Raw genomic sequence first — 25,522 nt, 5'->3', positions numbered from 1 at the left:
CCATGAAAATTCTGATTACCGGCGGCGCCGGCTTTGTAGGCTCTTCGTTAGCGATAGCATTGAAAACCAACTATCCTTCATACGAAATTTATTGTCTAGATAACCTTAAACGAAAAGGTTCAGAACTCAACGTAGCCAGAATCTCCCAACTCGGAATCACGTATGTTCACGGTGACATCCGTAACAAAGAAGACTTTGATTCTCTACCAGCCGTAGATGTTGTGATTGAAGCATCAGCCGAGCCTTCTGTTTTGGCAGGATTGGACGGAACGCCCGATTACTTAATCAATACCAATCTTTTTGGCACCGTCAATTGCCTGAATTACGCCCTCAAACACCGCGCGAAATTCATTTTCTTGTCCACGAGCCGGGTATATCCCATCAAGACCATTGAAAAACTGAATTTTACTGAATCCGAAACCCGGTTTGAATTGACCGATGAACAACCCGTCAAAGGAGTTTCATCCAAAGGAATTGCCGAAGATTTTCCGTTAGACGGCGCCCGTTCTTTATACGGAACCACGAAACTAGCGTCGGAATTAATCATTCAGGAATACAACGAATTTTATGGTTTACAAACCGTCATCAACCGTTGCGGCGTAATTACGGGCCCGTGGCAAATGGGCAAAGTAGACCAAGGAGTGATGGTTCTTTGGATTGCCAAACATTATTGGGAACAACAACTGGGATATTTTGGTTACGGCGGCACGGGCAAACAAACCCGTGATATGCTACACGTGGCGGATTTATACCGTTTGATTGACTGGCAATTGCATAATTTGGAAAAAGTAAACGGTGAAATTCTCAATGCCGGCGGAGGAAACGAAAGCAGTACTTCCTTGCAAGAACTCACCAAAATCTGTCAAGAAGTAACGGGCAAGACCATCCCTATCAAACAAGTGGCCGAAACCCGCACGGCAGATATTCGCCTGTATATTACCGACAATTCGAAAGTAACGCGGCTCACTGGTTGGGCCCCTCAAATTGGGGTACGCCAGATTGTGGAAGATATTACCGAATGGTTGGACCAAAATCATGTTGCTTTAGCACCAATCCTGAAATAAGTCACTGGTCGTGAGTAGGGCTACGCTGTGGCCCTACTGCTCAAGACTCTTTACTCAATACACATTACTCTTATGCACATCCAAGTTCGACATGCTACCAATCCGACGGATTTCAAACGCTACGATACGCACCGAATCCGTGAGGAATTTTTGATGGAGAAACTGTTCGTTCCGGATCAGTTCCATTTCGTTTATTCTCACTATGACCGCATGATTGTGGGGGGAATTAAGCCCGTAGGGCAATTACATAAACTGCCTGTTTATGAGGAACTCCGCGCCGATTATTTTCTTGAACGCCGCGAATTGGGCATTCTCAACGTGGGTGGAGATGGTTTTGTGATGGTAGGAGAAGAACTTTTTACGCTTCAAAAACGCGATTGTTTGTACGTAGGAAAAGGCCACAAAATGGTCTCTTTCAAGAGTTTAGACCCTGAATTTCCCGCTAAGTTTATTCTGATTTCAACGCCCGCGCATCGCCTTGTGCCAACGGCCCTGATGAAAGCCGCCGATGCCATGCCTGTAGATATGGGCTCCCCCGAAAAAGCAAATACTCGTACTATTTATAAGTACATCCACGCGGGCGGCTTGGAGAGCTGCCAACTGGTAATGGGCATGACGGCCATGAAATACAGCAGTGTTTGGAACACCATGCCGCCGCATGTCCATGACCGCCGTTCCGAAATTTACGTCTACTTTGACATGGAAGAAGACCAGCGTATTTTCCATTTCATGGGAGCTCCCGAAGAAACCCGCCACTTGGTAGTAGCCAACGAACAGGCCATTATTTCTCCTCCGTGGTCTATCCACGCCGGCGCCGGAACCACCAGTTATTCATTTCTGTGGGCTATGGCCGGAGAAAATTATTCCTTCACGGATATGGATATGCTGACAATGAGTGAAATAAAATAAAATTTCAAAAAAACTAACCGTAATGCTTGGTTTTTAAGAAAAAAACACACAGTTTAGATTTACAATCGTTGAAGGTAGACTTCAATTTTAGAGATAGCGGTCTGGCGATGCAGACCGCTATTTTTTCCCCTTTTGAGTCCACAAATACGATTGCCAATTCAATGTTAAACTAAAACTGTGCGTAATTATGAGACTTCAAGTGCACGCGATCCACTTCGACGCAGATTCAAAATTGCTCGAATTTATTGAAAAGAAACTAGGAAAACTCGAAACATTTTATGACCGAATAACCAGTGGAGAAGTATACCTCCGATTAGATAAAAGTGAAAGCAGTAAAGTCAAAAATAAAGTTTTAGAAGTCAAAATCAAGGTTCCCAATGCGGAACTATTCGTAAAAGAAAGTGGCAAAAGCTTTGAAGAAGCCACCGATTTAGCCCTTGAGGCCCTCAAAATTCAGATAAAAAAATACAAAGCCAAACGGCAGGAAGTAGAGAACAAAACCATCAAAGAAGCCACTACCAATGGCTCAGAAGTAGCCGAAGAAATAGAGATTGAGGAGATTTAGAAAAGGCTACATTCAAAAAAAGGGCGAATACGACGGGTATTCGCCCTTTTTATTGGCCTTCATCACCCAAAAGTCTTTAATCTTGATTAACTTTGAAATACCATTACACTCCATCTACCCCAACTTCCTTTATGAAAAAGCTTTACTACTTATTGTTCTTTCTTACCCTCCAAGTTTCACTCCCTATTTTGGCCCAAGTGCAAAAAGCTCCCAACCGAGCCGAAGGAGACGGTCCTCACAAACGACTCATCATCAGGAGTGTGACAATCATCAACAGCACTGGCTCGCCCCCAATTGGCCCGATGGATATTGTGGTTGAAAACAACCGCATTGCCCAAATTCGTCAAGCAGGTTATCCAGGAATGCCCGCTGACCCCAAAAACGGCGTAAAAGCCAACCCAGGCGACAAAGAACTGAATTGCCAAGGCATGTACCTCATGCCGGGCTTCGTAGATATGCACGGCCACATCGGCGGTGTACAGCAGGGAGCCAATGCCGAATATGTGTTTAAACTCTGGATGGCCCACGGAGTCACAACCATCCGCGACCCATCTTGCGGTAATGGACTGGATTGGGTGCTGGACCAAAAAGAAAAAAGTGCCAAAAACCTGATTACCGCACCCCGCATTAAAGCCTACACCGTTTTTGGACAAGGAGCCAGCGATTTTATATCTACGCCCGAGCAGGCCCGTGAATGGGTACGCCAAAACGCCAAAAAAGGCGCTGATGGTATCAAATTCTTCGGTGCCGAACCCGAAGTTTTTAAGGCCGCCCTCGACGAAAACAAAAAACTCGGGCTTGGCTCAGCCGCCCACCACGCCCAAACCGAAGTTGGGCGCATGAATGCTTTGGCAACCGCTAGAGCTGGCCTGACGAGCATGGAACACTGGTACGGCCTGCCAGAAGCCTTATTTGACGACAAAACCCTCCAAAATTATCCAACAGATTATAACTACAACAACGAGCAAAACCGTTTTGAAGAAGCGGGCAAGCTCTGGAAACAGGCGGCAAAACCGGGTACCGAAAAATGGAATCAAGTGATGGACGAAATGTTGAAACTGGATTTCACCATTGACCCCACCTTCAACATCTACGAAGCCAACCGTGAACTGATGCTGGCCCGCCGCGCCGAATGGCATGAGGAATACACGCTGCCTTCTCTGTGGCGCTTTTATGGCCCGAGCCGCATTTCTCACGGGTCGTATTGGCACAACTGGGGCACAGAGCAGGAAGTAGCATGGAAAGAGAACTACCGTCTTTGGATGGCGTTTATCAACGAATACAAAAATCGCGGTGGGCGCGTCACAACGGGCTCTGATTCGGGCTTCATTTATCAATTATACGGATTTGCCTACATCCGGGAACTAGAATTGCTTCGCGAAGCAGGGTTCCATCCCATGGAAATCATTCGAGCCGCCACGCTCAAAGGAGCAGAAGCCCTCGGTATGGCCAAAGATATTGGCTCGGTAGAAGTAGGAAAACTGGCCGATTTTGTGATTACCGAAGAAAATCCGCTCGCCAACCTGAAAACACTTTACGGAACGGGAGCCATTCGACTCAATGAAAAAAACGAAGTGACGCGCGTGGGTGGCGTAAAATACACCGTTAAAGATGGCGTGGTGTACGATGCTAAAAAACTATTGGCCGACGTGCGTAAGATTGTCGCCGACGCTAAAAAAGAAGAGAATTTTGAAATTACTCAGCCAGGCATTCCCCAAAAAACCGGAAAAGTATCGGGCAGTAATTAGTAGTAATCAGTGATTGGTGGTTTGTGGTTAGTTGGGAAGAATGTTTAACTTTGCAGTCTATTATTGAAGCTAATTGAGTGCTGAAATTGTCCCTAAGCACTACCCACCAATCACTAATCACCCGATGCTAACCGAACGAGTCAAAGAGATATTTCAAGAAATAGAACAGTTTGAAGTTGCCACTAAGGAGCAACTGGAACAATATCGCCAGCGGTTTGTGGGGCGAAAAGGTGTTGTCGAAGCCCTTTTTGAAGGATTGAAAGACATTGCCAAAGAAGAGCGCCGCGCCGTAGGTCAGGAATTGAACGCTTTAAAAAATTTCGCCATCGACCGCTTCGCCGTCATTCAGGCCGAGTTTGAAGCCAACGATAGCGGTACCGCCGGTCCTTCCGTTGACTTGACGCTTCCTGTCACCCCTAACCAACTCGGTAGCATACACCCGCTCACTCTAGCCCGCGCCAAAATCATCGAAATCTTTGAGCGCATGGGTTTCAGCGTAGCCGACGGCCCCGAAATTGAGTCAGATTGGTACAACTTTACGGCCCTCAATTTCCCAGAAAACCATCCCGCTCGTGAAATGCAGGACACGTTTTTTGTGGCCAAAAATGCCGAAGACCCCACGCAAGACATGCTCCTGCGTACGCATACTTCAAACGTACAAATCCGGATGATGGAACGCCAAAAGCCGCCCATCCGCGCCATTATGCCGGGGCGCGTGTACCGCAACGAAGCTATTTCGGCCCGCGCGCACTGCTTTTTCCACCAAGTAGAAGGTTTGTACATTGATAAAAACGTAAGTTTCAAAGACCTCAAAGACACGCTGTATCACTTCTCCAAAGAGATGTTTGACAAAGACGTCAAAATACGCCTCCGTCCGTCGTTCTTCCCTTTTACCGAGCCAAGCGCCGAGATTGACATTTGGCTGGGAACCGACACGGAAGAGACCTACCGCTTATCCAAAGGAACGGGGTGGGTGGAGATTGCCGGCAGTGGCATGGTAGACCCCAACGTCTTGGCCAACTGCGGCATCGACCCCGAAGAATACACGGGTTTTGCCTTCGGTATGGGCATTGAGCGCATTGCCCAGCTCCGCTACGGTGTCCGCGACCTGCGCCTCTATTCTGAGAATGATGTACGCTTTTTACGTCAATTTGAAGGAGTGTAATACATCCACGATTGAAGTCATCAAAAAAGGGTTGAAAACTAGTTTTCAACCCTTTTTTGATATTCTTTTAGTTTTTTATCTCTTTACCTTTACGAGTGTTTTTCAACTGCAAATTTCGGCCTCGGTTTCTGGTAAAAAACAATAAACTAAAACCCACCGCCAATCCACTGTTCGTCGTCAAAGTCTCCTTCCAGTTCTCCCGATTTAGAAACGAACAACGGGCGGGCTTTTACGGGGCGCTCAGGTTTGACCGTCATGAAGTTGCGGTATTGCTCATCAGAAATTACCTCCAACGAAAGCGCCCGTTTTAGCACAATCGGGAACGGCACCCGAAAAAAATCAGCAATATCTACGGCCAAAGAAGAAGATATTTTGGTAATACCCCGGTGAAAGAAGCTCTGTACTTCACTTTCGGGTAATAACGCATCAAAAACGAGTTTTTCCGAACGTTGGCACAACGTATCTGGCTGTGGATAACTCATGTACAACCCCAACGAAGCAGTCAGCAACGCCGTATAATAACAGCGCTCATAATCATTGGCCTTGGCATTCAAAAACACCCACCCTTTGTTTTGAAACAGAGCTGAAAAGCCGACAAATTCGGTTTCTACCGCGTGTAATTGCGCCACTTTGACCACTTCAGGATAAGGCAAACGGCGGCCTAATTGGCGGATAATATCCTGCCCCGACGATACATCGGCGGCCTCACCAGCTGGCTCCAATAGCCAATCGCCCGCCAATAGCCCCTGAAATAAACGCTCACCGTCGCGCTGGGCCGCGATTTGCCCCAAATGAAGCAACGTACGGTCTTGCAATCGGAAGTCAATCGGGACTTGATTTTCAGGTTGTTTTTTCTTCCCCATTTCACCTTAAAAGGTTGAGTATAAGACAAAAGTAGACGAATTTTGAAAATGTACAAATGAAAAAAAACACAAAAGGTGATAAATAAGTGTATTTTCAAATTGTCCAGTTTTCAAATTTTCAAATTAGAAGGGTAGCTTTGTACCAACATTTCAACAGACCACATATGACTGATCAACTTAAAACGGTTCCGCTCAACGACCTCCACCAAAAATTGGGAGCAAAAATGGTACCATTTGCTGGCTTTATGATGCCCGTTCGCTATTCATCCGACCTTGAAGAGCACCATTGTGTTCGCAACGGAGTTGGCGTATTTGACGTGTCGCACATGGGTGAATTTATCCTTAAAGGCCCCAAAGCCCTCGACCTCATTCAGCGGGTATCGGCCAATGACGCATCGGTGTTGTTTGACGGCAAAATCCAATACAGCTACCTGCCCAACGAACAAGGTGGTGCAGTAGATGATTTGCTGGTGTACCGAATCGACGAGGAGGAATACTTTTTGGTGGTCAATGCCTCTAATATCGAAAAAGACTGGAACTGGATTCAGAGCCACAATACCGAAGGCGTTCCGATGATTAACGCGTCAGATGATTTGTGTCTTTTTGCCGTACAAGGCCCCAAAGCGGCCGAAGCGCTGCAAAAATTAACGAGTATTCACTTGGCAGAAATGGAGTATTATACCTTCAAAAAAGGAACTTTTGCGGGTTTGCCAGATATTATCGTTTCGGCCACGGGTTATACTGGGGCGGGCGGCTTTGAGTTATACATTCCCCGATACGCGGCCATTCACGTTTGGCACCACATTTTTGAAGCGGGCAAAGAGTTTGGCATCAAACCCATCGGCCTAGGTGCGCGTGATACGCTTCGCCTCGAAATGGGTTATTGCCTCTATGGAAACGACATCGACGATACCTCCTCTCCGCTCGAAGCAGGCTTGGGTTGGGTGACCAAATTCACCAAGAATTTCATTAATTCTGAAGCACTCCTCCAGCAAAAACAAGCAGGATTACAACGCAAACTGGTTGGCTTTGAAATGATTGACCGAGGCATTCCGCGTGGTCATTATGAACTTTGTGATGCCGAAGGAAATGTATTGGGCCACGTAACATCGGGAACCCAATCGCCTACCCTAAGCAAAGGCATCGGACTAGGATATGTCCCTACCGCTTACAGCAAACCAGGAAGCGAGATTTTTGTAAAAGTACGCGAAAAATTGCTGAAAGCGCAAGTCGTAAAATTACCATTTGTAAAACCAACCGTATAACCGAAAATCAGTTTTATGAACTGTTCTTTTCGTTAATAATATCGTATGAAATCCATTGACGTCTGCCTGACCCCCGATTTATTACACCTTCATGCCATTGACAATAGCATTGTCGTTGTTGCCGACATTTTCAGGGCTACCTCCTGCATGGTCACGGGACTGGCGTATGGTATCGAAAGCATCACACCTGTTGCTACGGTAGAAGAATGCTATGCTTATCAGCAAAAGGGGTATTTTGCGGCGGCGGAGCGCAACGCCCTGAAAGTAGAAGGATTTGAACTAGACAATTCTCCTTTCAGCTACATGGACGACCGCCTCGTAGGCGGGCACGTCGCCATGACCACCACCAACGGAACCTTGTCTATCACCAAAGCCAAAGCAGATGCGGTAAAGGTATTGGTAGGTGCTTTTCTTAATTTAGGAGCCGTGGCCAATTATCTGCAATCTCAATCGTACGATGTACTGGTGTTATGTGCGGGCTGGAAAGGCCGCGTCAATCTGGAAGATACGCTTTTTGCGGGGGCGTTGGTAGAAGCCCTCAAAGAAGAATACATGATTGCCGAAGACAGCGCCCTGATGGCGATGCGGGCCTATCAGCAAGCCCAAGATGATTTATTGGGCTACGTGTCCAACTCGTCACACGTACGTCGCCTGCAACGTCTCGGTATTCAAAAAGATATTTCGTATTGCCTCCAACGAGACTTATACGATGTAGTGCCCATTTTGCGCGGAAGTACGCTCGTGGGTATATGATGAAAGCGGAGAAAAGTCAGGAGTGATAGATAATCTCACTCCTGACTTTCTACTACATTCTATCAGGGACTTCAATGCCTAACAAGCCCATCGCTTTTTGGATTCCATCGGCTACGGCTTGCGAGAGCAGCAGACGAGCCTGTTGAGCATCGGCATTGGGTTCTTGCAATATTGATACTTCAGCATAAAACGTATTGTACACCTTCGCCAATTCGTACGCATACTGCGAAATCAACGCAGGGGAATAATTGCGGGCGGCATCAGCCACTCGTTCGGGGAATTGGGTAAGGCAAAAAATAACCTCTTTCTCCGAATCGGTCAACGGAACCGTCACGGCTGATTTCGACCACTCTACACCCATCTGTACCGCCTTCCGCAACACCGAGCGGGTACGGGCGTGGGTGTATTGAATAAACGGTCCTGTATGTCCATGCAACTCTACCGACTCGGCAGGGTTGAACAACATTCGCTTTTGCGGGTCTACTTTCAACAGATAATATTTCAAGGCACCTAAGCCCAACATTGAGAACAGTCTTTGTTTTTCGGTCTCGCTAAAATCATCAATTTTTCCTTTGGCGTTGCCTTCTTCGGCGGCGGCGGCGGTTACTTCAGCTACGAGTTCATCAGCATCCACAACCGTTCCCTCACGTGACTTCATTTTTCCCGACGGCAAATCCACCATGCCGTAGCTTAGGTGATAACAGCCTTCGGCGTAAGCACGACCCAAGCGTTTAAGAATGGCAAACAAGACCTGAAAGTGGTAATCTTGCTCGTTTCCGACAACCCAAATGGATTTGTTGGTGTGAAAATCGGCAAACTTCAGGTCGGTTGTACCCAAATCCTGCGTCATATAAACGGAGGTACCATCGCCTCGCAACACGAGCTTTTCGTCTAAGCCTTCGGCCGATAGATCAATCCAAACCGAATTGTCAGGTTTTTGAAAGAAAACGCCTTTGGCCAAGCCTTCGTCCACGGCATCTTTGCCCAGAAGATAGGTGTTGGATTCGTAGTAGGTCTTGTCAAAACTGACCCCGATTTTTTGATAGGTATCGTTAAATCCAGCGTAGACCCACTCATTCATCTGCTTCCAAAGCGCAATCGTTTCAGCATCGCTTTGTTCCCATTTTAGGAGCAGTTGCTGAGCTTCGAGCATCCACGGGGCTTTTTTCTCGGCTTCTTCTTTGGTCTTGCCTTCGGCTACCAAGGCTTCGATTTGCCGTTTGTATTCTTTGTCAAACAAGACATAATATTTACCAATCAGGTGGTCGCCTTTGAGTCCCGAAGACTCGGGGGTTTCACCGTTGCCGAGCTTAGCGTAGGCCAACATCGACTTACAAATATGAATGCCACGGTCATTGACCAAACAGGTTTTGACCACGTCATAGCCGTTAGCTTTCAAAATTCTAGACACCGAATCGCCCAAAAAGTTATTCCGTAAATGCCCCAAGTGCAACGGCTTATTGGTATTTGGCGACGAAAATTCGACCATGACCGACTGCCCATTGGGAGCCGAGAAGCCAAAATTGGGGTCAAGTGCCAAGGTATTGAGGGCTTCAATCCAAGCCGATTCAGCAATGCTTAGGTTCAAAAAACCCTGTACCACGTTAAATTTGCTCACCACGCCCGATTTTTCTACCAGATACTGTCCGAGGCTATTTCCTATTTCGACGGGAGGTTTGCGGAGGCTTTTGGTGTAGGGAAAAGTAACAAACGTATAAGAACCTTCAAAGTCTTTTTTGGTCGGCTGAAGCAGGATTGTTTCTTCGGCAACGTTATAAATTTCCTGCAATGCGCTTTGGATATACGTCTTGATAATTGATTCTATGTGCATAATTACGTATTCATTATTCCGTGTATTCGTCGTAAATCGCTCATTGTTACCATGAAAAGAATAGTAACCGATAAGGGTTTCAAACGAGTCGCAAAAGTACTTCAAATTCGTCAAGCAAATAATAATTTAATCGTATTTTCGTATCTTCAACCCCTCAGTGCGCACAAAAAAGTTGATTTTAAATAAACCGTTTGCTACTTTTATTGATAACAAGCGTTTATGATGAACATCAAACCATTCTGCACTTAACAGTCAAGAAATGAAAACGTTGAAACAAATACTACGCTTATTGATGTTCACTGGTGCTTTGTGTTCAGAAGCTCAGGCCCAATTGGAGCAATCTTTACGGTTGGAGTTTAAAGTCAGCCAAACCAATGATGAATATTTTGACGTTACGCCGCTCAATAAAGAAGGTTTATTGGTGACACAGCGCAAAGAAGAATATTATGGAAACGAAAAATGGTCTTTTTTTCGTTTTGATACCCTACTCAAACAACAATGGTCCGCAGAGTATAAGTTGTCTTACGAACTGCATCCCATCAAAACTTATCACAACCAAAACTATCTTTTTTGGCTGCTTCAGGAAACCGACAGCGACAAGCTGACCGTGCTGCGCGTGGACTTACACAACGGTGAAATCGAAACGTTTAAGGGAGATTTATTGACCCGCGCCGACATTGTGCATTTCAAAGTATTGGGCAACACCGCTTTTATCGGCGGCTACCACCACAGCCGGCCCGTGGTCATGGCTTTTTCTTTCTTTGACAAAAGCATCAAAGCACTACCGTATCTGTACACCACTAACACCGAAATCAGTAACATCGAACTCGACGAACAACGCAATCAACTCAATGTATTGCTCTACACCATCAAACGGGGCGACTGTCAATTTACCATCAAAACGTATTCGTACGAAGGCAAACTCATCAAAACAACGACGATGCCTTTTGAAGACAATAACGGCTTGATTTCTGGCAAAATCTTACCGCTCGATGAGGCTTCGTCGCTCATTGTCGGCAATTATGCGCAGGGCTGCACTCAATATTCGCAGGGGCTTTATTTCTCAAGAATCAAAGATGCCGAGCCTGAAAAACTGCAATGGGTCGACTTTTCAAAACTGGAAAACTTTTTTAATTACCTAAAACCCAAACGCAAACAACGGGTGGTAGAAAAAATTTCCAAACGCAAAGAAGAAGGAAAAGAACCTAAGTTTCGGTACCGGTTGCTGGTTCACGATGTTATCAAATCCAACGATGAATTCGTTCTCGTGGCGGAAGTGTATTATCCCGTATATAAAAATGGGAACATGTATTATGGCGGTATTGCGGCCCGAAACCCCAACCGCGAATTTGATGGTTTTCGCTATACACATGCCATCGTTTGTGGGTTTGACAAAGCAGGAAATCTGCTATGGGACAACTGTTTTGCCCTCGAAAATGTCGAAAGCATTGAGCTGCTGCCCATGGTTCAGGTCACCCGCCGCGATGGGCTGCTGGTGCTGGGCTATCCCAAAGACGGGAAGATTAACACAGAAGTGATAGAGCGCAACAAAATAGTGCGTGAAAAAGAGGCATTTACCATCAAAAGCGCCGACGACAACGACCGCATTGTGGACAACGAGCGCGGACTGTTGGCAGCGTGGCATGACCATTACTTTTTGGCGTATGGCTACCAGAAAATCGGCAGCGAAAAATGGGTTGGCGCACCTCGTGAAGTTTTTTATATCAACCGCTTCTCTTACGACCCCTACGCGCCCCGCTTAGACGCCAAAGAGGAAACAAAAAAGGGGAAATCATCGGGAAATTAATCAGGCAATAATTTTTTCGTTAAAGCTTCTGACCACCTGCGCGATTTCGGGCAAAAGGTCAGGGTTTTTCTCAATACCATTTCCAACCACTACCACATCGGCCCCCGCTTCGAGCGCCGCTTGCGCTTTTTCAACGGAATTAATGCCGCCTCCCACAATAATGGGGGTATCTACCGCTTGGCGCACTGCCGCAATCATCTCAGCCGAAACGGGTTTTTGTGCCCCGCTTCCTGCATCTAAATACATGATTTGCAATCCTAGCAATTCGCCAGCCATGGCCGTACAGGCCGCCACGCCAGGTTTATCATGGGGAATGGGCGTGGTGTTGCTAATGTAAGACACCGTAGTGGCGCGGCCACTCTCGATGAGCATATAACCCGTGGGCAGAATTTCCAATTTGCTTTTTTTCAACAGGGGAGCCGCAATAACGTGTTGCCCAATGAGGAGTTCAGGATTGCGGCCCGAAATGAGGGATAACAACAAAATAGCATCCGCCGACGGCTCAATGTGTAGGCTGTTTCCCGGAAAAAGAATAGCAGGGATATTGGTATGCCTATGAATCGCGGCAATAATTTCATCTGAAGCATACCGGGTAATGAGGCTGCCGCCCACAAAGAAAAAATCGACTCCGTAACGCACACTTTCGGCGAGCATAAACGGAAACGATGCTAACTCCACCTTGTCGGGGTCGAGCAACACTGCGAACGCTTTTCGCCCGTTTTGAAGATTACTTTGAAGTTTCGTTCGTATCTGTGCCTGCATTCGTATTTTGCTGAGTAGCCAAAAAATCCATTAATTTTTGTCGTGCCAGTCCTAGTAGCCAAGTCGTTGCATAAGAAGTAACGGTTTTGACAACCCACGATGTTTTTTCTGTATGACGCTCACTACTGCCCGAAACGTTGCTCCCACTTTTTGTTTTTATTTCAGCTTCATCTTCTGGCAATAGCGCATCAACCAATAAATAGACCGCCACAATCACGCCGCCGATGACCAGCGCCTGCTTACCGATTTCGACGGCATCCACTTTTAAGTCTTCTATTTTTTCTTCCAGCAGACGGCGATACCCTTCTGAGGCAGTTTGTAATTCGGTAATCCGGCCATTGGTGTCGCCAAATGGCTCCTCAAAAGTCAGGATATTTTTTGGGAGTGAAGCCATTATGTGGATGTTTTTAAGTGGATTACTGAGATTTTGAGGGTGAATGGCAGAGACAATTTACGCCTAATTCATTCAATTCCACTTAAAATCTGCTAGTAAATCTTTCTCAAAAGTCGTAAAAACCTACTAGAAGCCCAAAACTGAACCTAATTTTTAAAGAAATTGTAACGCAAAAGCGTCTAAGCGTGTACCTTTGTATGTTTATACGCAGTAGTTAGTACATTGCATTGTTTTTTACTAAGACCAGAATATCCCTTATTTGTAACACAAATTGAGTACTATCAATATAAAATAACCAATGCCACTCGACCAAGAATTTGATAAAGAGAATGCCACCGGCGACGAAATGAGTTTTATTGAGCACCTCGAAGAATTGCGTTGGCACGTAATTCGGGCTGTAGGGGCGATTTTAATTTTTACCATTGCCGCTTTCATTTACATTGAAGAAATCTATGACAAAATTATTCTGGGCCCTTCCAAGTCTGATTTTTGGACTTATCGGATGCTTTGCAAAATCGCCGACTTTACGGGTGCCGAAGGACTTTGTATTGACAAGTTAGACTTTGAGTTACAGAGTCGTGAGATGGCCGGCCAATTTACCATGGCGTTGCTTTCTTCGGTTATCATAGGTTTATTGTTTGCGTTCCCTTATGCTTTTTGGGAAGTATGGCGCTTTATCAAGCCGGGTCTTAAGCCTGCTGAGCGGCGTGTATCGCGGGGCGCGGTTTTCTACGTTACTTTTCTATTTTTGTCGGGTGTTTTTTTCGGATACTATATTGTTTCTCCTCTGGCTATCAACTTTTTAGCCAACTTTCAGTTAGACCCCCGCATCAAGAACCAATTTGATATCACCTCGTATGTAGGGCTGATTTCGGTATTGACGCTTGCCTGCGGCCTTACATTCCAGTTGCCAGTGGTAGCTTTTGTTTTGTCGCGAATCGGTTTTCTTAACCCTCGCTTCATGCGCGAGTACCGCAAACACGCCTTTGTGGTTATTTTGATTTTGGCGGCGGTCATTACCCCCTCTCCAGACGTACTCAGTCAGGTATTGGTTGCATTACCTTTAACGCTTTTGTACGAAATCAGCATCATGGTTTCAGCGTGGGTAGAGCGCAGTAAAAAAGAAGACGCCGAATTGGAAGCCAAGGAAGAAGAAGCCAGCGCAATGGGTGAGCCGTGGAATCCTGATGCTGACATGTAATTTATCATGATTCAATTTACCGACATTTCTAAGTCCTTCGATGGACGCATGGTATTGGAGGATGTTTCTGGGACGTTCAAACCCGGCGATACAAACTTAATCATTGGTGGGAGCGGCACGGGTAAAAGCGTGCTGCTAAAGTGCCTCATTGGCCTTGTCAAACCCGACCACGGCAATGTACTCTACAACGATCGCGATTTTTGGAACAGTGATGAAGACACCCGCAAGCAGATTCGCCGTGAAATGGGCGTTCTTTTTCAGGGTGGAGCGTTGTTTGATTCTAAGACTGTGGCCCAAAATGTTCGGTTTCCGCTCGAAATGCTCACCAACATGAGCGAAAGCGAAAAAGACGACCGGGTAAATTTTTGTCTTAGCCGCGTAGGCCTTGAGCAAGCCGCTGGGCGGATGCCTTCCGAAATCAGCGGTGGAATGAAAAAGCGCGTCGGCATTGCACGGGCCATCGTAATGAATCCTAAGTATTTATTTTGCGACGAGCCGAACTCTGGCTTAGACCCGCTCACGTCCATCAAAATTGATGAACTCATCAAGGAAATCACGGACGAGTACCACATTACCACCGTCGTGATTACGCACGACATGAACTCGGTCTTGGAAATCGGCGAAAAAGTGATGTTTCTGTACAAAGGTCATAAAGTCTGGGAAGGCGACAACACCACCATTACCCAGTCAAAAGTGACCGAACTGAATGAATTTATTTTTGCTAATAAATTACTACGAGACATGAGCCGCCAATAAGGATTTTCGATTTATTTACGAAAACACTTTACGGTAAATGGGCTTTCGGTACAGAAATTGCCCGTATAAAAGGGGATAAAACAGGTAATCTGTCAGGACAGAAGGCGTACGAAACTCAATTTCATCCGCGATGATGGTATGTTCGCCATCTTTAATGATTCGGTGGCGGTGCCGCCAGTAACTTAGAAAAAAAGGGAGTTTTACACCCTCATCAATAAAAAAAACCTCCTCAGCATTGCCCTGCTGCTCCGTAATTTTACTCGTCCAAAGTTGTTTGAAGAGGAAAAAATTCAGCTCTAATTCCACCGTATTTCCTTTTAGGCATCCATCAAAGCGAACCACTCGAACCGGAGGGAAAGGAGGACTCAGTCGACGAAAGAGTGTTTCATCAAAGCCTTTCCAAACCTGTAAATAGGACTGTTGAACGGGGGTTCTCAGAATAAGTTTCATGACTACTTAACACGCCCTACTCAAAAAAGTTTTCTACTTTGCAATTCAATTCACCAATACTTTTACCCTTATGTTGACCGTTTACGGAATCCCCAACTGCGACACCGTCAAAAAAGCAGTAACTGCTCTGAAAGAAAATCAACTTCCCTTCACGTTTCACGACTACAAAAAACAAGGGATTTCGCACGAAAAGCTGGCGCTTTGGCTCACCCAACAGCCCAAAGAAACGCTAATCAATCGGGCAGGAACCACGTGGAAACAGCTCTCTGAGGAACAAAAAAATGCCGTTCAAGACAACGAAAGCGCCATTGCACTCATGATGGAAAAGCCTTCGGTGATTAAGCGCCCTGTTGTTGAAAAAGATGGGAGGATTGTGGCCGTGGGTTGGAAACCTGATACACTGGCAAGTATCGCATAAATTAAACGTGAATTCAGTGCCATTTTTATATTGTTTGCTACACAGAAAATGAAGTTATTGACCGTATTTGGTACCCGCCCCGAAGCTATTAAAATGGCGATGGTGGTTCGAAATTTAAGCCAAAACCCGCACGTAGAACATAAACTGTGCGTAACTGGACAGCACCGACAGATGCTAGACCAGGTATTGGCTATTTTTGAATTAACGCCCGACTTCGACCTCAATGTAATGCAGGCTGGACAGGATTTGACCGATATTACCTGCCGTATACTGACGGGTCTACGTACACTTTTCCAATCCTATCGCCCAGATATTGTGTTGGTACACGGAGATACCACTACGTGCATGGCGACGTCGTTGGCAGCCTTTTATGCGGGTATTAAGATTGCACACGTCGAAGCGGGATTACGTACTGGCAATCTTCAATCGCCTTATCCTGAAGAAGCCAATCGCCTCATTACCGACCGTTTAGCCAATTATTATTTTGCTCCCACCGACCGCAACATTCAGGCGCTTTTAAAAGAAGGGATTGCTCCTGAACTCATCGTCAAAACGGGCAATACTGTCATTGATGCTTTACTCTACGTCAGCCAACGGGCCACGCATTTTTCTGATGATATTCCGCCTTCTGTGCAGCGTGTTTTTGAATCGGGTCGAAAAATTTTGCTCGTGACAGGGCACCGTCGCGAGAATTTTGGCGATGGATTTATCCAAATTTGTGACGCATTACGTCATTTGGCCGAGAAATACCTAGACCTAGAAATCGTATACCCTGTTCACCTCAATCCAAACGTTCAGCAGCCAGTTTATGACCGATTGGGCAACCTACCCAACGTACATTTACCAGCGCCGATGGACTATACCAATTTTGTATACGCCATGAAAAAAAGCTGGGCCATTCTGACCGATTCGGGCGGAGTACAGGAGGAAGCTCCGAGTTTGGGAAAGCCAGTTTTGGTCATGCGCGACACCACCGAGCGCCCCGAGGCGATCGATGCTGGAACCGTTAAGCTCGTAGGGGCCAACCGCGACTCTATTGTACAATCTGTCAGTGAGTTATGGAAAAACGAGGCACTTTACCGCCAAATGTCGGAGGCCAATAATCCCTACGGCGACGGCTTGGCAAGTGAGCGCATTGCGGCGTTTTTGAGCGGAGTATAAAATCAGCAACGTCATCACCGCCCTAGCCTTTATTTACATTTTTCACGGGGTTACCGTGCGATTTGGGTTTCTCAGTTTTACGGTTATTTGATCTTCTGTTCCTTTGGAAAGGGAATGACGCCCGTTTGTTCATACAACTGCAACCATTCTTTTTTGGGACTTTGAACCGTCAGGTAAAAATCATAGAAGGGCTTCATGTCCTTGACGTAATCGCCAGTAAGGTAAATTGGCTCACCGAATACCACCAATTTTCGGGTATAATCAAAGCCGACGAGCACCAGCGGAACCTGGGCTTTGAGGGCCATAAAATAAAAGCCCGTTTTGAGTTTGGAGGTATTGCTGCGGGTGCCTTCGGGGGCAATGGCGATGTGAATAAACTCATTTTGTTTGAAGGTTTCGGCGACGGCATCCACCAAATTATTGGATTTTTCGCGGTACACAGGATACCCGCCCAACGCCCGAAAAAACCAAGCCGAATACCATTTAAAGAGAGAACTCTTTCCCAAAAAGCCCATTTTAACCCCAATAAAGGCTCTCACGCCCACTCCGATAAAAAAATCAGAGCTGTTCCAGTGCGGGCAAACTACCCATATTGCCTTTTTTAGGTCTTTGGGAACACGTCCAAGGGTTCCCCATCCGAAAGTTCGGTATAAAAATGCAAAGAGCCAATTCATCATCATCAAGGTTTAGGTACCTCAAATTTAGGAACTCCTTTCGATTTGGCAACAGGTAGCGTGAATGATTTCTCTACTATTTTACTATTGTTTATGAAATAGTTTATAGGCAAATCATACTCATTCTCTTTTTGTATTCTGTGGGAGTCTGGTCGGTGAAGTTTTTAAAGGCGTCGTCAAACAGAGCGATAGACTCATACCCTACTTTATACGCAAGGTCTTCCATCTTTCCCAGTTGGTATTCGGGCGTAATAAGCAGGCGCTTGGCCTCCTGAATACGGTAAGTTGAAATCAATTCGGGGAAGCCTTGTTCCAAATTTTCGTTGATTACCTGCGTCAACTGCGCCGCCGTCACATTGAGTCGAGCCGCCAGTGATTCTAGTGAAATGTTTTTTTCGAGATACGGTTTTTCCTCGTTCATGAGTCTGAACAGGCGATTTAACAGGCGAACGGCGTATTCCTGATTTGCCTTTCTACTAAAAAACAGCAAGTTGATTTTCACGGGCTTTTGAAGCATTTTTTCAGAGCGTACAACGAAAAGCAGCACCCAAACCAAACCTCCGAAGAGGCCCATCCACCCCAATAACCCATTAAAATTAATCGGAAGTTCTTTCATCTCATGGCTGGTTTGGTCATAAGATGAGAAAACAACCCTCAACGTTGCACGAACTACCAAATCAATTTTACTTTTTTCTTGTATCGGCCACACAAACAAAAGATTTTGAGCACGGCCCGTATAGTCTACTCCGCATAGAATTAGGAAAAGTCACGTGCACAATGTGAATATCAGGGTTATTGCGAATCTCCTCAAAATTGCTGTAATTGATAAAGTTCAGCTTTAAAAAATATATCATCACCACTTAATACCTATCATTAACAGTATGCAAGGCATTACAAAACGTTCATTAGTAAAAGATGCAGTACTTATTACGGCGGGGATTTTCAGCGCCGCATTAGGGCTGAAAGGTTTCTTACTTTCTAGCCATTTTATCGACGGGGGCGTTACGGGAATTTCAATGTTGTTGGCTTCTATTTTTCACGTTCCGTTGGCCGTGCTTATCCCAATTATCAACTTTCCGTTTATCATCATGGGTTATCGCCAAATCGGCAAAGCCTTTGCGTTCAAAAGTACCGCTGCCATTACGGGTCTGGCGCTGTGTCTAGCCTTGGTGGAATTTCCAGATGTTACACCCGATTTATTGTTGACATCGGTTTTCGGCGGCTTCTTTATCGGTGCAGGTATTGGGTTGGCCATGCGGGGCGGGGCGGTATTAGACGGTACAGAAGTTGCCGCGCTGTTGGTAAGCCGACGCAATTCTGGCGTGCGGGTCGGCGACGTTATTCTGGGTATGAACATTTTCATTTTTGCCACAGCTGCTTACTTTTTGGGCGTAGATATTGCCCTTTATTCTATGCTCACGTATTTTACTGCTTCCAAAACCGTCGATTTTCTGATTCACGGAATTGAAGAATATACCGCTGTTTGGATTGTATCAGACCATCACGAAGAAATCAGGGAACTGCTTACCGACAAGCTGCACAAAGGGGTAACAGTGCTCAATAGCGAAAAAGGATTCGGAAAAAGAGGCGCTCAAACAGAAGCCACGAAAGTACTCTATTCTGTCGTTACGCGACTGGAAGTGAGCCGCCTACGCGATGCCATTGCCGAAATAGACCCATTGGCTTTTATCGTTCAGCACGGAATAGACGACGCTCGCGGGGGCATTGTAAAAGGAAGGCCCTTGCATTAACCCAACGTCAAGAAAGAGTAGAGTAACATTTCGTCAAGATTCTCTAATCGCATGCCGAGCTATTTTACTGCTAAAGCAGAGTGATACAGTCCATCTGGTGAAGCGCCTACCTTGAGAGTTTGTACAACTTCCCAATTCTGGGTGTCAATCACTGTAATCAGCCCATAACTGACGACTGTCACGTATACATATACGTATTTACCCGTTGGATGGCAATACCTACGGGTGTGGGTGGATTTTGGGGCCTTTCAGCAGGCCAATCTGAGTTACTCCTTTATCCAAATTGAATATTTCTATGTCTTTCATCAAACGGCGGTTTTGAACGTCATACACGCTCACATTACCCGTTTTAGCGTTAGAAACCACAGAATATCTGTTATTTGCTTTACATCCTCATTTACTAATCCTAAAATATTTTCAATTCCTTTCTATCGTCTTTGCGAACATAGTATTCTCTCTCAATATCATAGTGTGCTGACAGCTAAACATCGGACAATGTGTTTTTGAATCAGTCAGGACAGCTTATTCATTCTCTACGTTAGTAATACTAATTCTGAAGCGGGATGATTTCATACAATAAAATGGAATACAATTAATATACCTGCTGGAACCTGCTTATGTAGGTTTCAAAAAAAGATGGAATCGAAATAAAACGAATCACACTTATTAAATAACCGATGATGCGTACAATATCTTTTATGCCCTTCTTCTTGCCTTTTACTCTGTTTTTCAAGACATTATACCGAGTAAGCAAGGGCATTTTTGGCTAAAATGAATGGGAGTACTTGGGGTAAAAGCTACCCTGGGGGTTTTCAGGAGATTCGAGGCGATACTTTTCAAGGTGGAAAGGCAGAATACCAATATCCAGAAAAAAATGGTTGGATTAGTTTCGATTGGTACAATAAACAAGGCTTCCAACTCGAAAACCTTATTTTAAGAAAACACTTTTGTTTACTGGAAAATATAAAGCCATCCCTTATACATACATCTAACTGCCAAACGATGGCCCCTATTTATGCAATGTTTTATACATCCACTGACGATGGGGATGTAGCGGGGGATACCTATAAGATTTTATCAACATAAGTTAATTTTGTTCAGGTAGATAATTCAACAAAAGAGATTAGGAGTAACGTTTGTGCTTGAAACAAAATCTCATGGACACTTTTTGCCAAACAAATTACATTTTACAAAGGGGCGTTTTCATACAAAAATTAAATAACCGACTCCTGATAGCGCGAGTGTCAGGCTGCTGCCTCGTTCCATCTTTGTGACAAATTTACCACAACTTCTCCGTACTTTTGTACAAATCGTATCAATCGTGACCCTGCGTAAACGCGTCTATAATACACTGGAATTTTCAGCCGTTGGCCGGCGCGGCCTGAGCCTATACATCAATATCGCATTGGTGTCGATTATTTTTATTAATTCGGTGGCCATCATTTTGCATACTGTTCCCGAGATTCGTCATTATGGGCTTTATGAGTCCATTTTTACCGATTTTGAGATTTTTTCGGTCATCATTTTTACCATTGAGTATGGCCTGCGGATATGGTCGTGTGTCGAGAATCCGCGTTATGGAAATGGTTGGAAAGGGCGATTACGGTATATTTTTTCTTTCTGGGCCATCGTTGATTTCTTAGGGATTTTCCCCTTTTATTTCACGTTGCTTACCTCCGATTTTGGCATCATTCGTATTCTACGGGTATTTCGTTTATTCAGATTGTTTCGGGTCACTCGTTATTCGCGCGCCCTCAAAATGATTAGGGGCGTTCTCTTGGAAACCAAAGAAGAACTGCTCATCTGTTTTTCGTTTATTATTTTTACGTTGCTCATTTCGTCGAGCGTAATGTATTATTTAGAACATAATATCCAACCTGAACGATTCAAGAGCATTCCGGCTACACTTTGGTGGGGTGTGATAACGATGACGACTACGGGCTACGGTGACATGTATCCCATGACAGCCGCTGGGAAATTTTTTGGAGGAATCGTTCTGATTCTGGGAATAGCACTGTTTGCCCTTCCTACGGGTATCATTGCGTCGGGATTTATGGAGCAAATTCGTCGCGATAAAGGACGTAAATATATTCAATGTCCTCATTGTGACGAATGGGTTGATTTGCAGGAGGTTAAACACGTTCATAAACCTGAAGAAAAAGAGTGATTCGCATTGGATTTGACGCCAAAAGAGCTTTTAATAACCGTACTGGACTGGGAAATTACAGTCGTTTTGTGCTCAGTGCGCTGCAAAACTTTGCGCCGCAACATCAGTATTTATCCTACACTCCAAAACTTAAGGCGGGCCTTTTTGACGAGTTTCCTGAAAAATCCATTCGATTTCCTGGCTTTAAAAACAAATTGTATGGCGCATGGTGGCGGAGTTATGGTATCAAAAAAAACTTGGTGCAGGATGGCGTTCAGGTGTTTCATGGGTTAAGCAATGAACTCCCCAATGGACTATCAGCGGCGGGCATTAGGTCTGCGGTGACGGTTCATGATTTGATTTTTTTGCGTTATCCTGAATTATACCCCGCGATTGACCGTTTTTTTTACCGTCAAAAATTCAGCAAGGCTTGTGCCGAAGCCGATGTCATAGTGGCCGTGAGCGAGCAGACCAAAAGGGATATTATTGAATTTTACGGCACTTCACCTCAGAAGATAAAAGTGGTTTATCAGGATTGCCACGAAGCATTTCATCAGTCTTTCCAAGTTTTAAAACGGGGACGCCCAGTCGGGGGCGCCCAGCCTTGGGAAGTGTCGCCTATCCTTCAGAAGTACAATATTGGCAAACCCTATGTGTTGAGTGTAGGCACCATCGAAGCGCGCAAAAATCAGCTTCATTTGGTTAAGGCGTTTCATGCGGCGCAATTGCCAGACGCTGAACTGGTGCTGATTGGAGGAAAAACAAGCTATCAGCAAGCAATCGAAACGTACATTGCGCAACATCAGTTGACTACCAAAGTGAAGATTTTAAACGGCGTTCCCTTTGCCGATCTACCTGCGTTATATCAATCGGCTCGGGTGTTTGCGTACCCTTCGTTTTTTGAAGGATTCGGCATCCCGATTGTAGAAGCCTTGCACAGCGGTGTACCAGTGGTAGCAGCAACTGGCTCGTGTCTGGAAGAAGCGGGCGGCAAAGGCGGTCTGTACGTTGACCCAAATGACGTGAACGCTTTTGCCCAAACGTTAACCCTGCTTTGGCAGGACGAAACACTGCGAAAATCTCTGATAATGGAGGGGCAAAAACACGTAAAGCAGTTCGCGGCTGAGAAAATAGCGAAAGAGTTGACGGAAATCTACGCATCTTTGTAGCCTTAAACTGCCTGACTGTGTGATCGTCTGACGGGCTAGGCGCCCCCGTTCAAACCGTCGGACGCCGTTGCTTCATTTGATGCAGTGCTTTTTGAATGTAATCCTATTATGCAATTTCCCCAACCGTTTATACAAGAACTAAAAGCCCAATTGGGCGACGAATACGCTGATTTTGAGGCGGCTTTGCAGCAATCTCCTCCGGTTAGTATTCGGTATAATTCCGCAAAATTTCCTGATTTCCCCACTGAAGATACCGTAAAATGGTGTTCGGAGGCGCGTTATCTTGCGGCGCGGCCCGTGTTTACGCTCGACCCGCTTTTCCACGCTGGGGCGTATTATGTACAGGAGGCATCCTCGATGTTGATTGGTGAGGCTTTGGCCCAAACCGTTGATCTTTCGGAGCCGTTACGAGTGCTCGATTTGTGCGCGGCACCGGGTGGCAAAACCACCCTTTTGGCGTCAAAATTATCGTCGGATAGCCTTTTATTGGCCAATGAGGTAATTCGTAGTCGGGTGATGATCCTGAAAGAAAATGTACAAAAATGGGGTTTCTCCAACGTCCACGTTAGCAACCATGACCCCGAAGATTTAGGAAAACTCGAAGGTTTTTTTGACGTAATTTTGGTGGATGCCCCTTGCTCTGGCGAAGGACTGTTTCGAAAAGATCCCGCTGCCGTCGATGAATGGTCGATGGAAAATGTGCAGATATGCGCGGGCCGACAGAAGCGGATTTTGAGTGCGGCCATGCCGTTGTTGAGTGCGGGCGGTGTTTTAATATATTGTACCTGTACCTACAATGATGCCGAAAATCAGGACAGCAGTGCGTTTGTGGTGGATACACATCAGTTTGAGGAAGTAAAGCTGCAATGGCCCGCTGACTGGGGCATTGTGGCCAAAAAAATGGGGTATCAATGTTATCCGCATAAGGTAAGAGGCGAAGGATTTTTTCTGGCGGTGTTTCGAAAAACGGCTCAATTGGATTCGTTTTATTATAACATGGAAAAAGGCGGGCGACCGCGTTCGTTCAAGCCGCTGCACAAAAAACAGTTGAACGAAATAAGCCGATGGCTGCAAGAACCCGACGAATTTAGTTTTTATGAGAAACCCAACGGCGAAGTAATTGCTTTGTTGGAAAACCAAAAAAATGATTTGATTGTCCTAGACAATTTATTGTTTGCCAAAGGGTTGGGTTTAGAAATGGGGTCTTTTAAAGGAACCGATTTTATTCCTTCTCACGCCTTGGCATTGAGTACGGCGCTTTCGGCTCAACTACCGCGCCTAGAGCTTTCGGAGGGCGAAGCATTGCAGTTTTTGAAAAAAGAGAATTTGCTTTTTGACGCGCCCAAGGGTTGGCTGTTGGTTACGCATCGAGGGTTAGGATTGGGCTGGGTCAAAGGATTGGGAAATCGTATCAATAATTATCTGCCCAAAGACTGGCGGATTCGCATGGAGATTCCCGAGTAGGGGCAGGCCTTGCGTCTGCCCGTATGAACAATAATGCGTCTGCCCGTATGAACAATAAGGCGTCTGCCCACACATACAATAATGCGTCTGCCCAGATATACAATAAAAACATAAAATTGATTTAATGATGACGGGCAGGAGGCCCGTACCACAGAATATGCCTTTACCGAAGCTTCTTTATCTTTGTATCAATGATGGCTCTGACACGCGTATCAACAAAGAAATCAAGACCTTATCTACTCATTTTGACGTTGTTTATTTAGGCATAGGTCGGGATGATTCGCAGGCGTTTGTCAAGCCTTATTGTGCGGAATTTTGCCTAATTGAAGGCCATCACAAATCACTTGGTACGCTCGTTCGGTATTTTTTTGCGTTTGTCAAACGCTATTTTACTCAGTCATTTCGCAGTATTCACGTTATCAATGAGCAGTTGTTACTGATATTTTTTCCGTTGTTGATTTGGAGTCGACGGCGGGTTGTGGCCGATATTTTTGATTCTATTTTTCTGCGCTCTGCCAGTCCCATCGTACGCTCGCTGCAATCCCTATTGTACCGATTGCCCAAAACCATCATTGTGACCGACGATAATCGTAAAACCCTCGTTCCGAAAGAATTCCAGAACAAAACTGTCGTTGTGGAAAATTACCCTTACGCTTTTTATGACGTTCAATCCAAGGCAGCCGCAGCCGACGAGTTGCTGATTTTATACAGCGGTTCGTTGGGCGTTACGCGAGGTACGGTGCTTTTGGCGGAATTGCTAAAATGCTCGTCCAAAGTAAAAGTTTGGATGATTGGCTGGGTCTATGACGAGCCCACACGGTTGCTGAGTCAACATCCACAAGTGACCTTTTGGGGTGTTAAAACCCAGCAGGAAACCATGCGACTGGCGTCGGAATGTGATTATATTTTGTCGGTGTACGAACCCATCAACGACAATAACCTCAATGCCAGCCCCAATAAGATTTATGACGCGGTGCAATCACAAACGCCCGTTATCATCAATGCCGAGATTAAAGTCTCCCAATTTGTAGCCAAAAATCGCCTCGGCTATGTATTGGAAAGTTATTATTCTTCCGATTTTGAATTATTACTCCAACAATTGATTGCCCAAAAGAAAGACTTTGTTTTTGATAATGACCTCCGGCGTCGCTACACGTGGGAGGCCATCGCACAAAAATTGATAGAGACGCATTTGGAATAAAAATT

General features: G+C 45.5%; 26 protein-coding genes. 18 read left to right on the top strand and 8 right to left on the bottom strand.

Annotation, left to right across the window (positions count from 1 at the left end; translation table 11 throughout):
• Positions 1-2 precede the first annotated feature (2 nt).
• The 5 genes from DR864_RS19790 to pheS all read left to right on the top strand — a co-directional run bounded on the left by DR864_RS19790 (position 3) and on the right by pheS (position 5,451).
• Positions 3-1,064, top strand: a complete 1,062-nt coding sequence (locus tag DR864_RS19790; protein ID WP_114068592.1) for an NAD-dependent epimerase/dehydratase family protein — start codon at positions 3-5, stop codon at positions 1,062-1,064.
• A gap of 72 nt (positions 1,065-1,136) precedes the next feature.
• Positions 1,137-1,973, top strand: coding sequence for a 5-dehydro-4-deoxy-D-glucuronate isomerase (gene kduI, locus DR864_RS19785; RefSeq protein ID WP_114068591.1), 837 nt, complete (start codon positions 1,137-1,139; stop codon positions 1,971-1,973).
• A gap of 187 nt (positions 1,974-2,160) precedes the next feature.
• A complete protein-coding gene (gene hpf, locus DR864_RS19780; RefSeq protein WP_114068590.1) occupies positions 2,161-2,538 on the top strand; it encodes a ribosome hibernation-promoting factor, HPF/YfiA family in 378 nt (125 codons plus the stop codon).
• Positions 2,539-2,669: 131 nt separating this feature from the next.
• Entirely contained in the window at positions 2,670-4,286 is a 1,617-nt protein-coding gene (locus tag DR864_RS19775) for an amidohydrolase family protein (protein ID WP_114068589.1), read from the top strand.
• A gap of 124 nt (positions 4,287-4,410) precedes the next feature.
• On the top strand, positions 4,411-5,451 hold the full coding sequence (gene pheS, locus DR864_RS19770; RefSeq protein WP_114068588.1) for a phenylalanine--tRNA ligase subunit alpha: 1,041 nt from the start codon (positions 4,411-4,413) through the stop codon (positions 5,449-5,451).
• A 146-nt stretch (positions 5,452-5,597) separates the two neighbouring features.
• Here the strand turns inward: pheS and DR864_RS19765 are convergent, their stop codons facing one another.
• On the bottom strand, positions 5,598-6,314 hold the full coding sequence (locus DR864_RS19765; RefSeq protein ID WP_114068587.1) for a hypothetical protein: 717 nt from the start codon (positions 6,312-6,314) through the stop codon (positions 5,598-5,600).
• A 164-nt stretch (positions 6,315-6,478) separates the two neighbouring features.
• Here DR864_RS19765 and gcvT point away from each other — a divergent pair, with 164 nt between their 5' ends.
• Positions 6,479-7,579: a glycine cleavage system aminomethyltransferase GcvT gene (gcvT, locus tag DR864_RS19760; protein ID WP_114068586.1), complete on the top strand. Its 1,101-nt coding sequence runs from the start codon at positions 6,479-6,481 to the stop codon at positions 7,577-7,579.
• Between the two features lie 45 nt (positions 7,580-7,624).
• Complete coding sequence (locus DR864_RS19755; RefSeq protein WP_114068585.1) at positions 7,625-8,332, top strand: 2-phosphosulfolactate phosphatase; 708 nt, start codon at positions 7,625-7,627, stop codon at positions 8,330-8,332.
• A gap of 52 nt (positions 8,333-8,384) precedes the next feature.
• Here the strand turns inward: DR864_RS19755 and argS are convergent, their stop codons facing one another.
• Positions 8,385-10,163: an arginine--tRNA ligase gene (gene argS, locus DR864_RS19750; RefSeq protein WP_114068584.1), complete on the bottom strand. Its 1,779-nt coding sequence runs from the start codon at positions 10,161-10,163 to the stop codon at positions 8,385-8,387.
• A gap of 259 nt (positions 10,164-10,422) precedes the next feature.
• On the opposite strand from argS, the gene DR864_RS19745 reads away from it, so the two are divergent.
• On the top strand, positions 10,423-11,970 hold the full coding sequence (locus tag DR864_RS19745; protein ID WP_114068583.1) for a hypothetical protein: 1,548 nt from the start codon (positions 10,423-10,425) through the stop codon (positions 11,968-11,970).
• Here the strand turns inward: DR864_RS19745 and DR864_RS19740 are convergent, their stop codons facing one another.
• Together DR864_RS19740 and DR864_RS19735 are read right to left on the bottom strand one after the other, a co-directional pair.
• Positions 11,971-12,732 (bottom strand): phosphoglycerol geranylgeranyltransferase, encoded by a 762-nt coding sequence (locus tag DR864_RS19740; RefSeq protein WP_114068582.1) that lies wholly within the window; start codon positions 12,730-12,732, stop codon positions 11,971-11,973.
• Positions 12,698-13,126: a hypothetical protein gene (locus tag DR864_RS19735; protein ID WP_114068581.1), complete on the bottom strand. Its 429-nt coding sequence runs from the start codon at positions 13,124-13,126 to the stop codon at positions 12,698-12,700. The genes DR864_RS19740 and DR864_RS19735 overlap by 35 nt, the downstream gene beginning before the upstream one ends.
• 298 nt (positions 13,127-13,424) lie before the next feature.
• On the opposite strand from DR864_RS19735, the gene tatC reads away from it, so the two are divergent.
• Together tatC and DR864_RS19725 are read left to right on the top strand one after the other, a co-directional pair.
• Entirely contained in the window at positions 13,425-14,327 is a 903-nt protein-coding gene (gene tatC, locus DR864_RS19730; protein ID WP_114068580.1) for a twin-arginine translocase subunit TatC, read from the top strand.
• A 6-nt stretch (positions 14,328-14,333) separates the two neighbouring features.
• The gene (locus DR864_RS19725) at positions 14,334-15,083 is read left to right on the top strand and encodes an ABC transporter ATP-binding protein (RefSeq protein ID WP_114068579.1); all 750 of its coding nucleotides are present in this window, start codon (positions 14,334-14,336) and stop codon (positions 15,081-15,083) included.
• Positions 15,084-15,098: 15 nt separating this feature from the next.
• Here the strand turns inward: DR864_RS19725 and DR864_RS19720 are convergent, their stop codons facing one another.
• Complete coding sequence (locus tag DR864_RS19720) at positions 15,099-15,533, bottom strand: SRPBCC family protein (protein WP_114068578.1); 435 nt, start codon at positions 15,531-15,533, stop codon at positions 15,099-15,101.
• Between the two features lie 70 nt (positions 15,534-15,603).
• Between DR864_RS19720 and DR864_RS19715 the strand changes: the two genes are divergently transcribed.
• Both DR864_RS19715 and wecB read left to right on the top strand, forming a co-directional pair.
• Positions 15,604-15,951 carry an arsenate reductase gene (locus DR864_RS19715; RefSeq protein WP_114068577.1) on the top strand — a complete coding sequence of 116 codons (348 nt, stop codon included), beginning with the start codon at positions 15,604-15,606 and terminating at the stop codon, positions 15,949-15,951.
• Positions 15,952-15,999: 48 nt separating this feature from the next.
• Complete coding sequence (wecB, locus tag DR864_RS19710) at positions 16,000-17,112, top strand: non-hydrolyzing UDP-N-acetylglucosamine 2-epimerase (protein ID WP_114068576.1); 1,113 nt, start codon at positions 16,000-16,002, stop codon at positions 17,110-17,112.
• An 83-nt stretch (positions 17,113-17,195) separates the two neighbouring features.
• Here the strand turns inward: wecB and DR864_RS19705 are convergent, their stop codons facing one another.
• Positions 17,196-17,786: a 1-acyl-sn-glycerol-3-phosphate acyltransferase gene (locus DR864_RS19705; RefSeq protein ID WP_114068575.1), complete on the bottom strand. Its 591-nt coding sequence runs from the start codon at positions 17,784-17,786 to the stop codon at positions 17,196-17,198.
• A gap of 103 nt (positions 17,787-17,889) precedes the next feature.
• Entirely contained in the window at positions 17,890-18,402 is a 513-nt protein-coding gene (locus tag DR864_RS19700; RefSeq protein WP_114068574.1) for a helix-turn-helix domain-containing protein, read from the bottom strand.
• A gap of 265 nt (positions 18,403-18,667) precedes the next feature.
• On the opposite strand from DR864_RS19700, the gene DR864_RS19695 reads away from it, so the two are divergent.
• Positions 18,668-19,537: a YitT family protein gene (locus DR864_RS19695; protein WP_114068573.1), complete on the top strand. Its 870-nt coding sequence runs from the start codon at positions 18,668-18,670 to the stop codon at positions 19,535-19,537.
• A gap of 219 nt (positions 19,538-19,756) precedes the next feature.
• On the opposite strand, the gene DR864_RS29890 is transcribed toward DR864_RS19695, so the two are convergent.
• On the bottom strand, positions 19,757-19,903 hold the full coding sequence (locus tag DR864_RS29890; RefSeq protein WP_162793983.1) for a hypothetical protein: 147 nt from the start codon (positions 19,901-19,903) through the stop codon (positions 19,757-19,759).
• Positions 19,904-20,299: 396 nt separating this feature from the next.
• Here DR864_RS29890 and DR864_RS19690 point away from each other — a divergent pair, with 396 nt between their 5' ends.
• From DR864_RS19690 to DR864_RS19670, 5 genes are all read left to right on the top strand, one after another.
• The gene (locus DR864_RS19690) at positions 20,300-20,623 is read left to right on the top strand and encodes a hypothetical protein (protein ID WP_162793981.1); all 324 of its coding nucleotides are present in this window, start codon (positions 20,300-20,302) and stop codon (positions 20,621-20,623) included.
• A 184-nt stretch (positions 20,624-20,807) separates the two neighbouring features.
• The gene (locus DR864_RS19685) at positions 20,808-21,704 is read left to right on the top strand and encodes an ion transporter (RefSeq protein WP_229599422.1); all 897 of its coding nucleotides are present in this window, start codon (positions 20,808-20,810) and stop codon (positions 21,702-21,704) included.
• Complete coding sequence (locus tag DR864_RS19680; protein ID WP_229599421.1) at positions 21,701-22,852, top strand: glycosyltransferase family 4 protein; 1,152 nt, start codon at positions 21,701-21,703, stop codon at positions 22,850-22,852. Before DR864_RS19685 ends, DR864_RS19680 begins: the two co-directional genes overlap by 4 nt.
• 108 nt (positions 22,853-22,960) lie before the next feature.
• The gene (locus DR864_RS19675; protein WP_114068570.1) at positions 22,961-24,316 is read left to right on the top strand and encodes a methyltransferase RsmF C-terminal domain-like protein; all 1,356 of its coding nucleotides are present in this window, start codon (positions 22,961-22,963) and stop codon (positions 24,314-24,316) included.
• Between the two features lie 157 nt (positions 24,317-24,473).
• Positions 24,474-25,517, top strand: a complete 1,044-nt coding sequence (locus DR864_RS19670; RefSeq protein ID WP_114068569.1) for a glycosyltransferase family protein — start codon at positions 24,474-24,476, stop codon at positions 25,515-25,517.
• The last annotated feature ends 5 nt before the right edge of the window (positions 25,518-25,522 follow it).

It is taken from the genome of Runella rosea (genome assembly GCF_003325355.1).
Classification (GTDB): domain Bacteria; phylum Bacteroidota; class Bacteroidia; order Cytophagales; family Spirosomataceae; genus Runella; species Runella rosea.
Note: the sequence above shows the minus strand (reverse complement) of the source record. Positions and strands in the feature narration are given on the sequence as shown.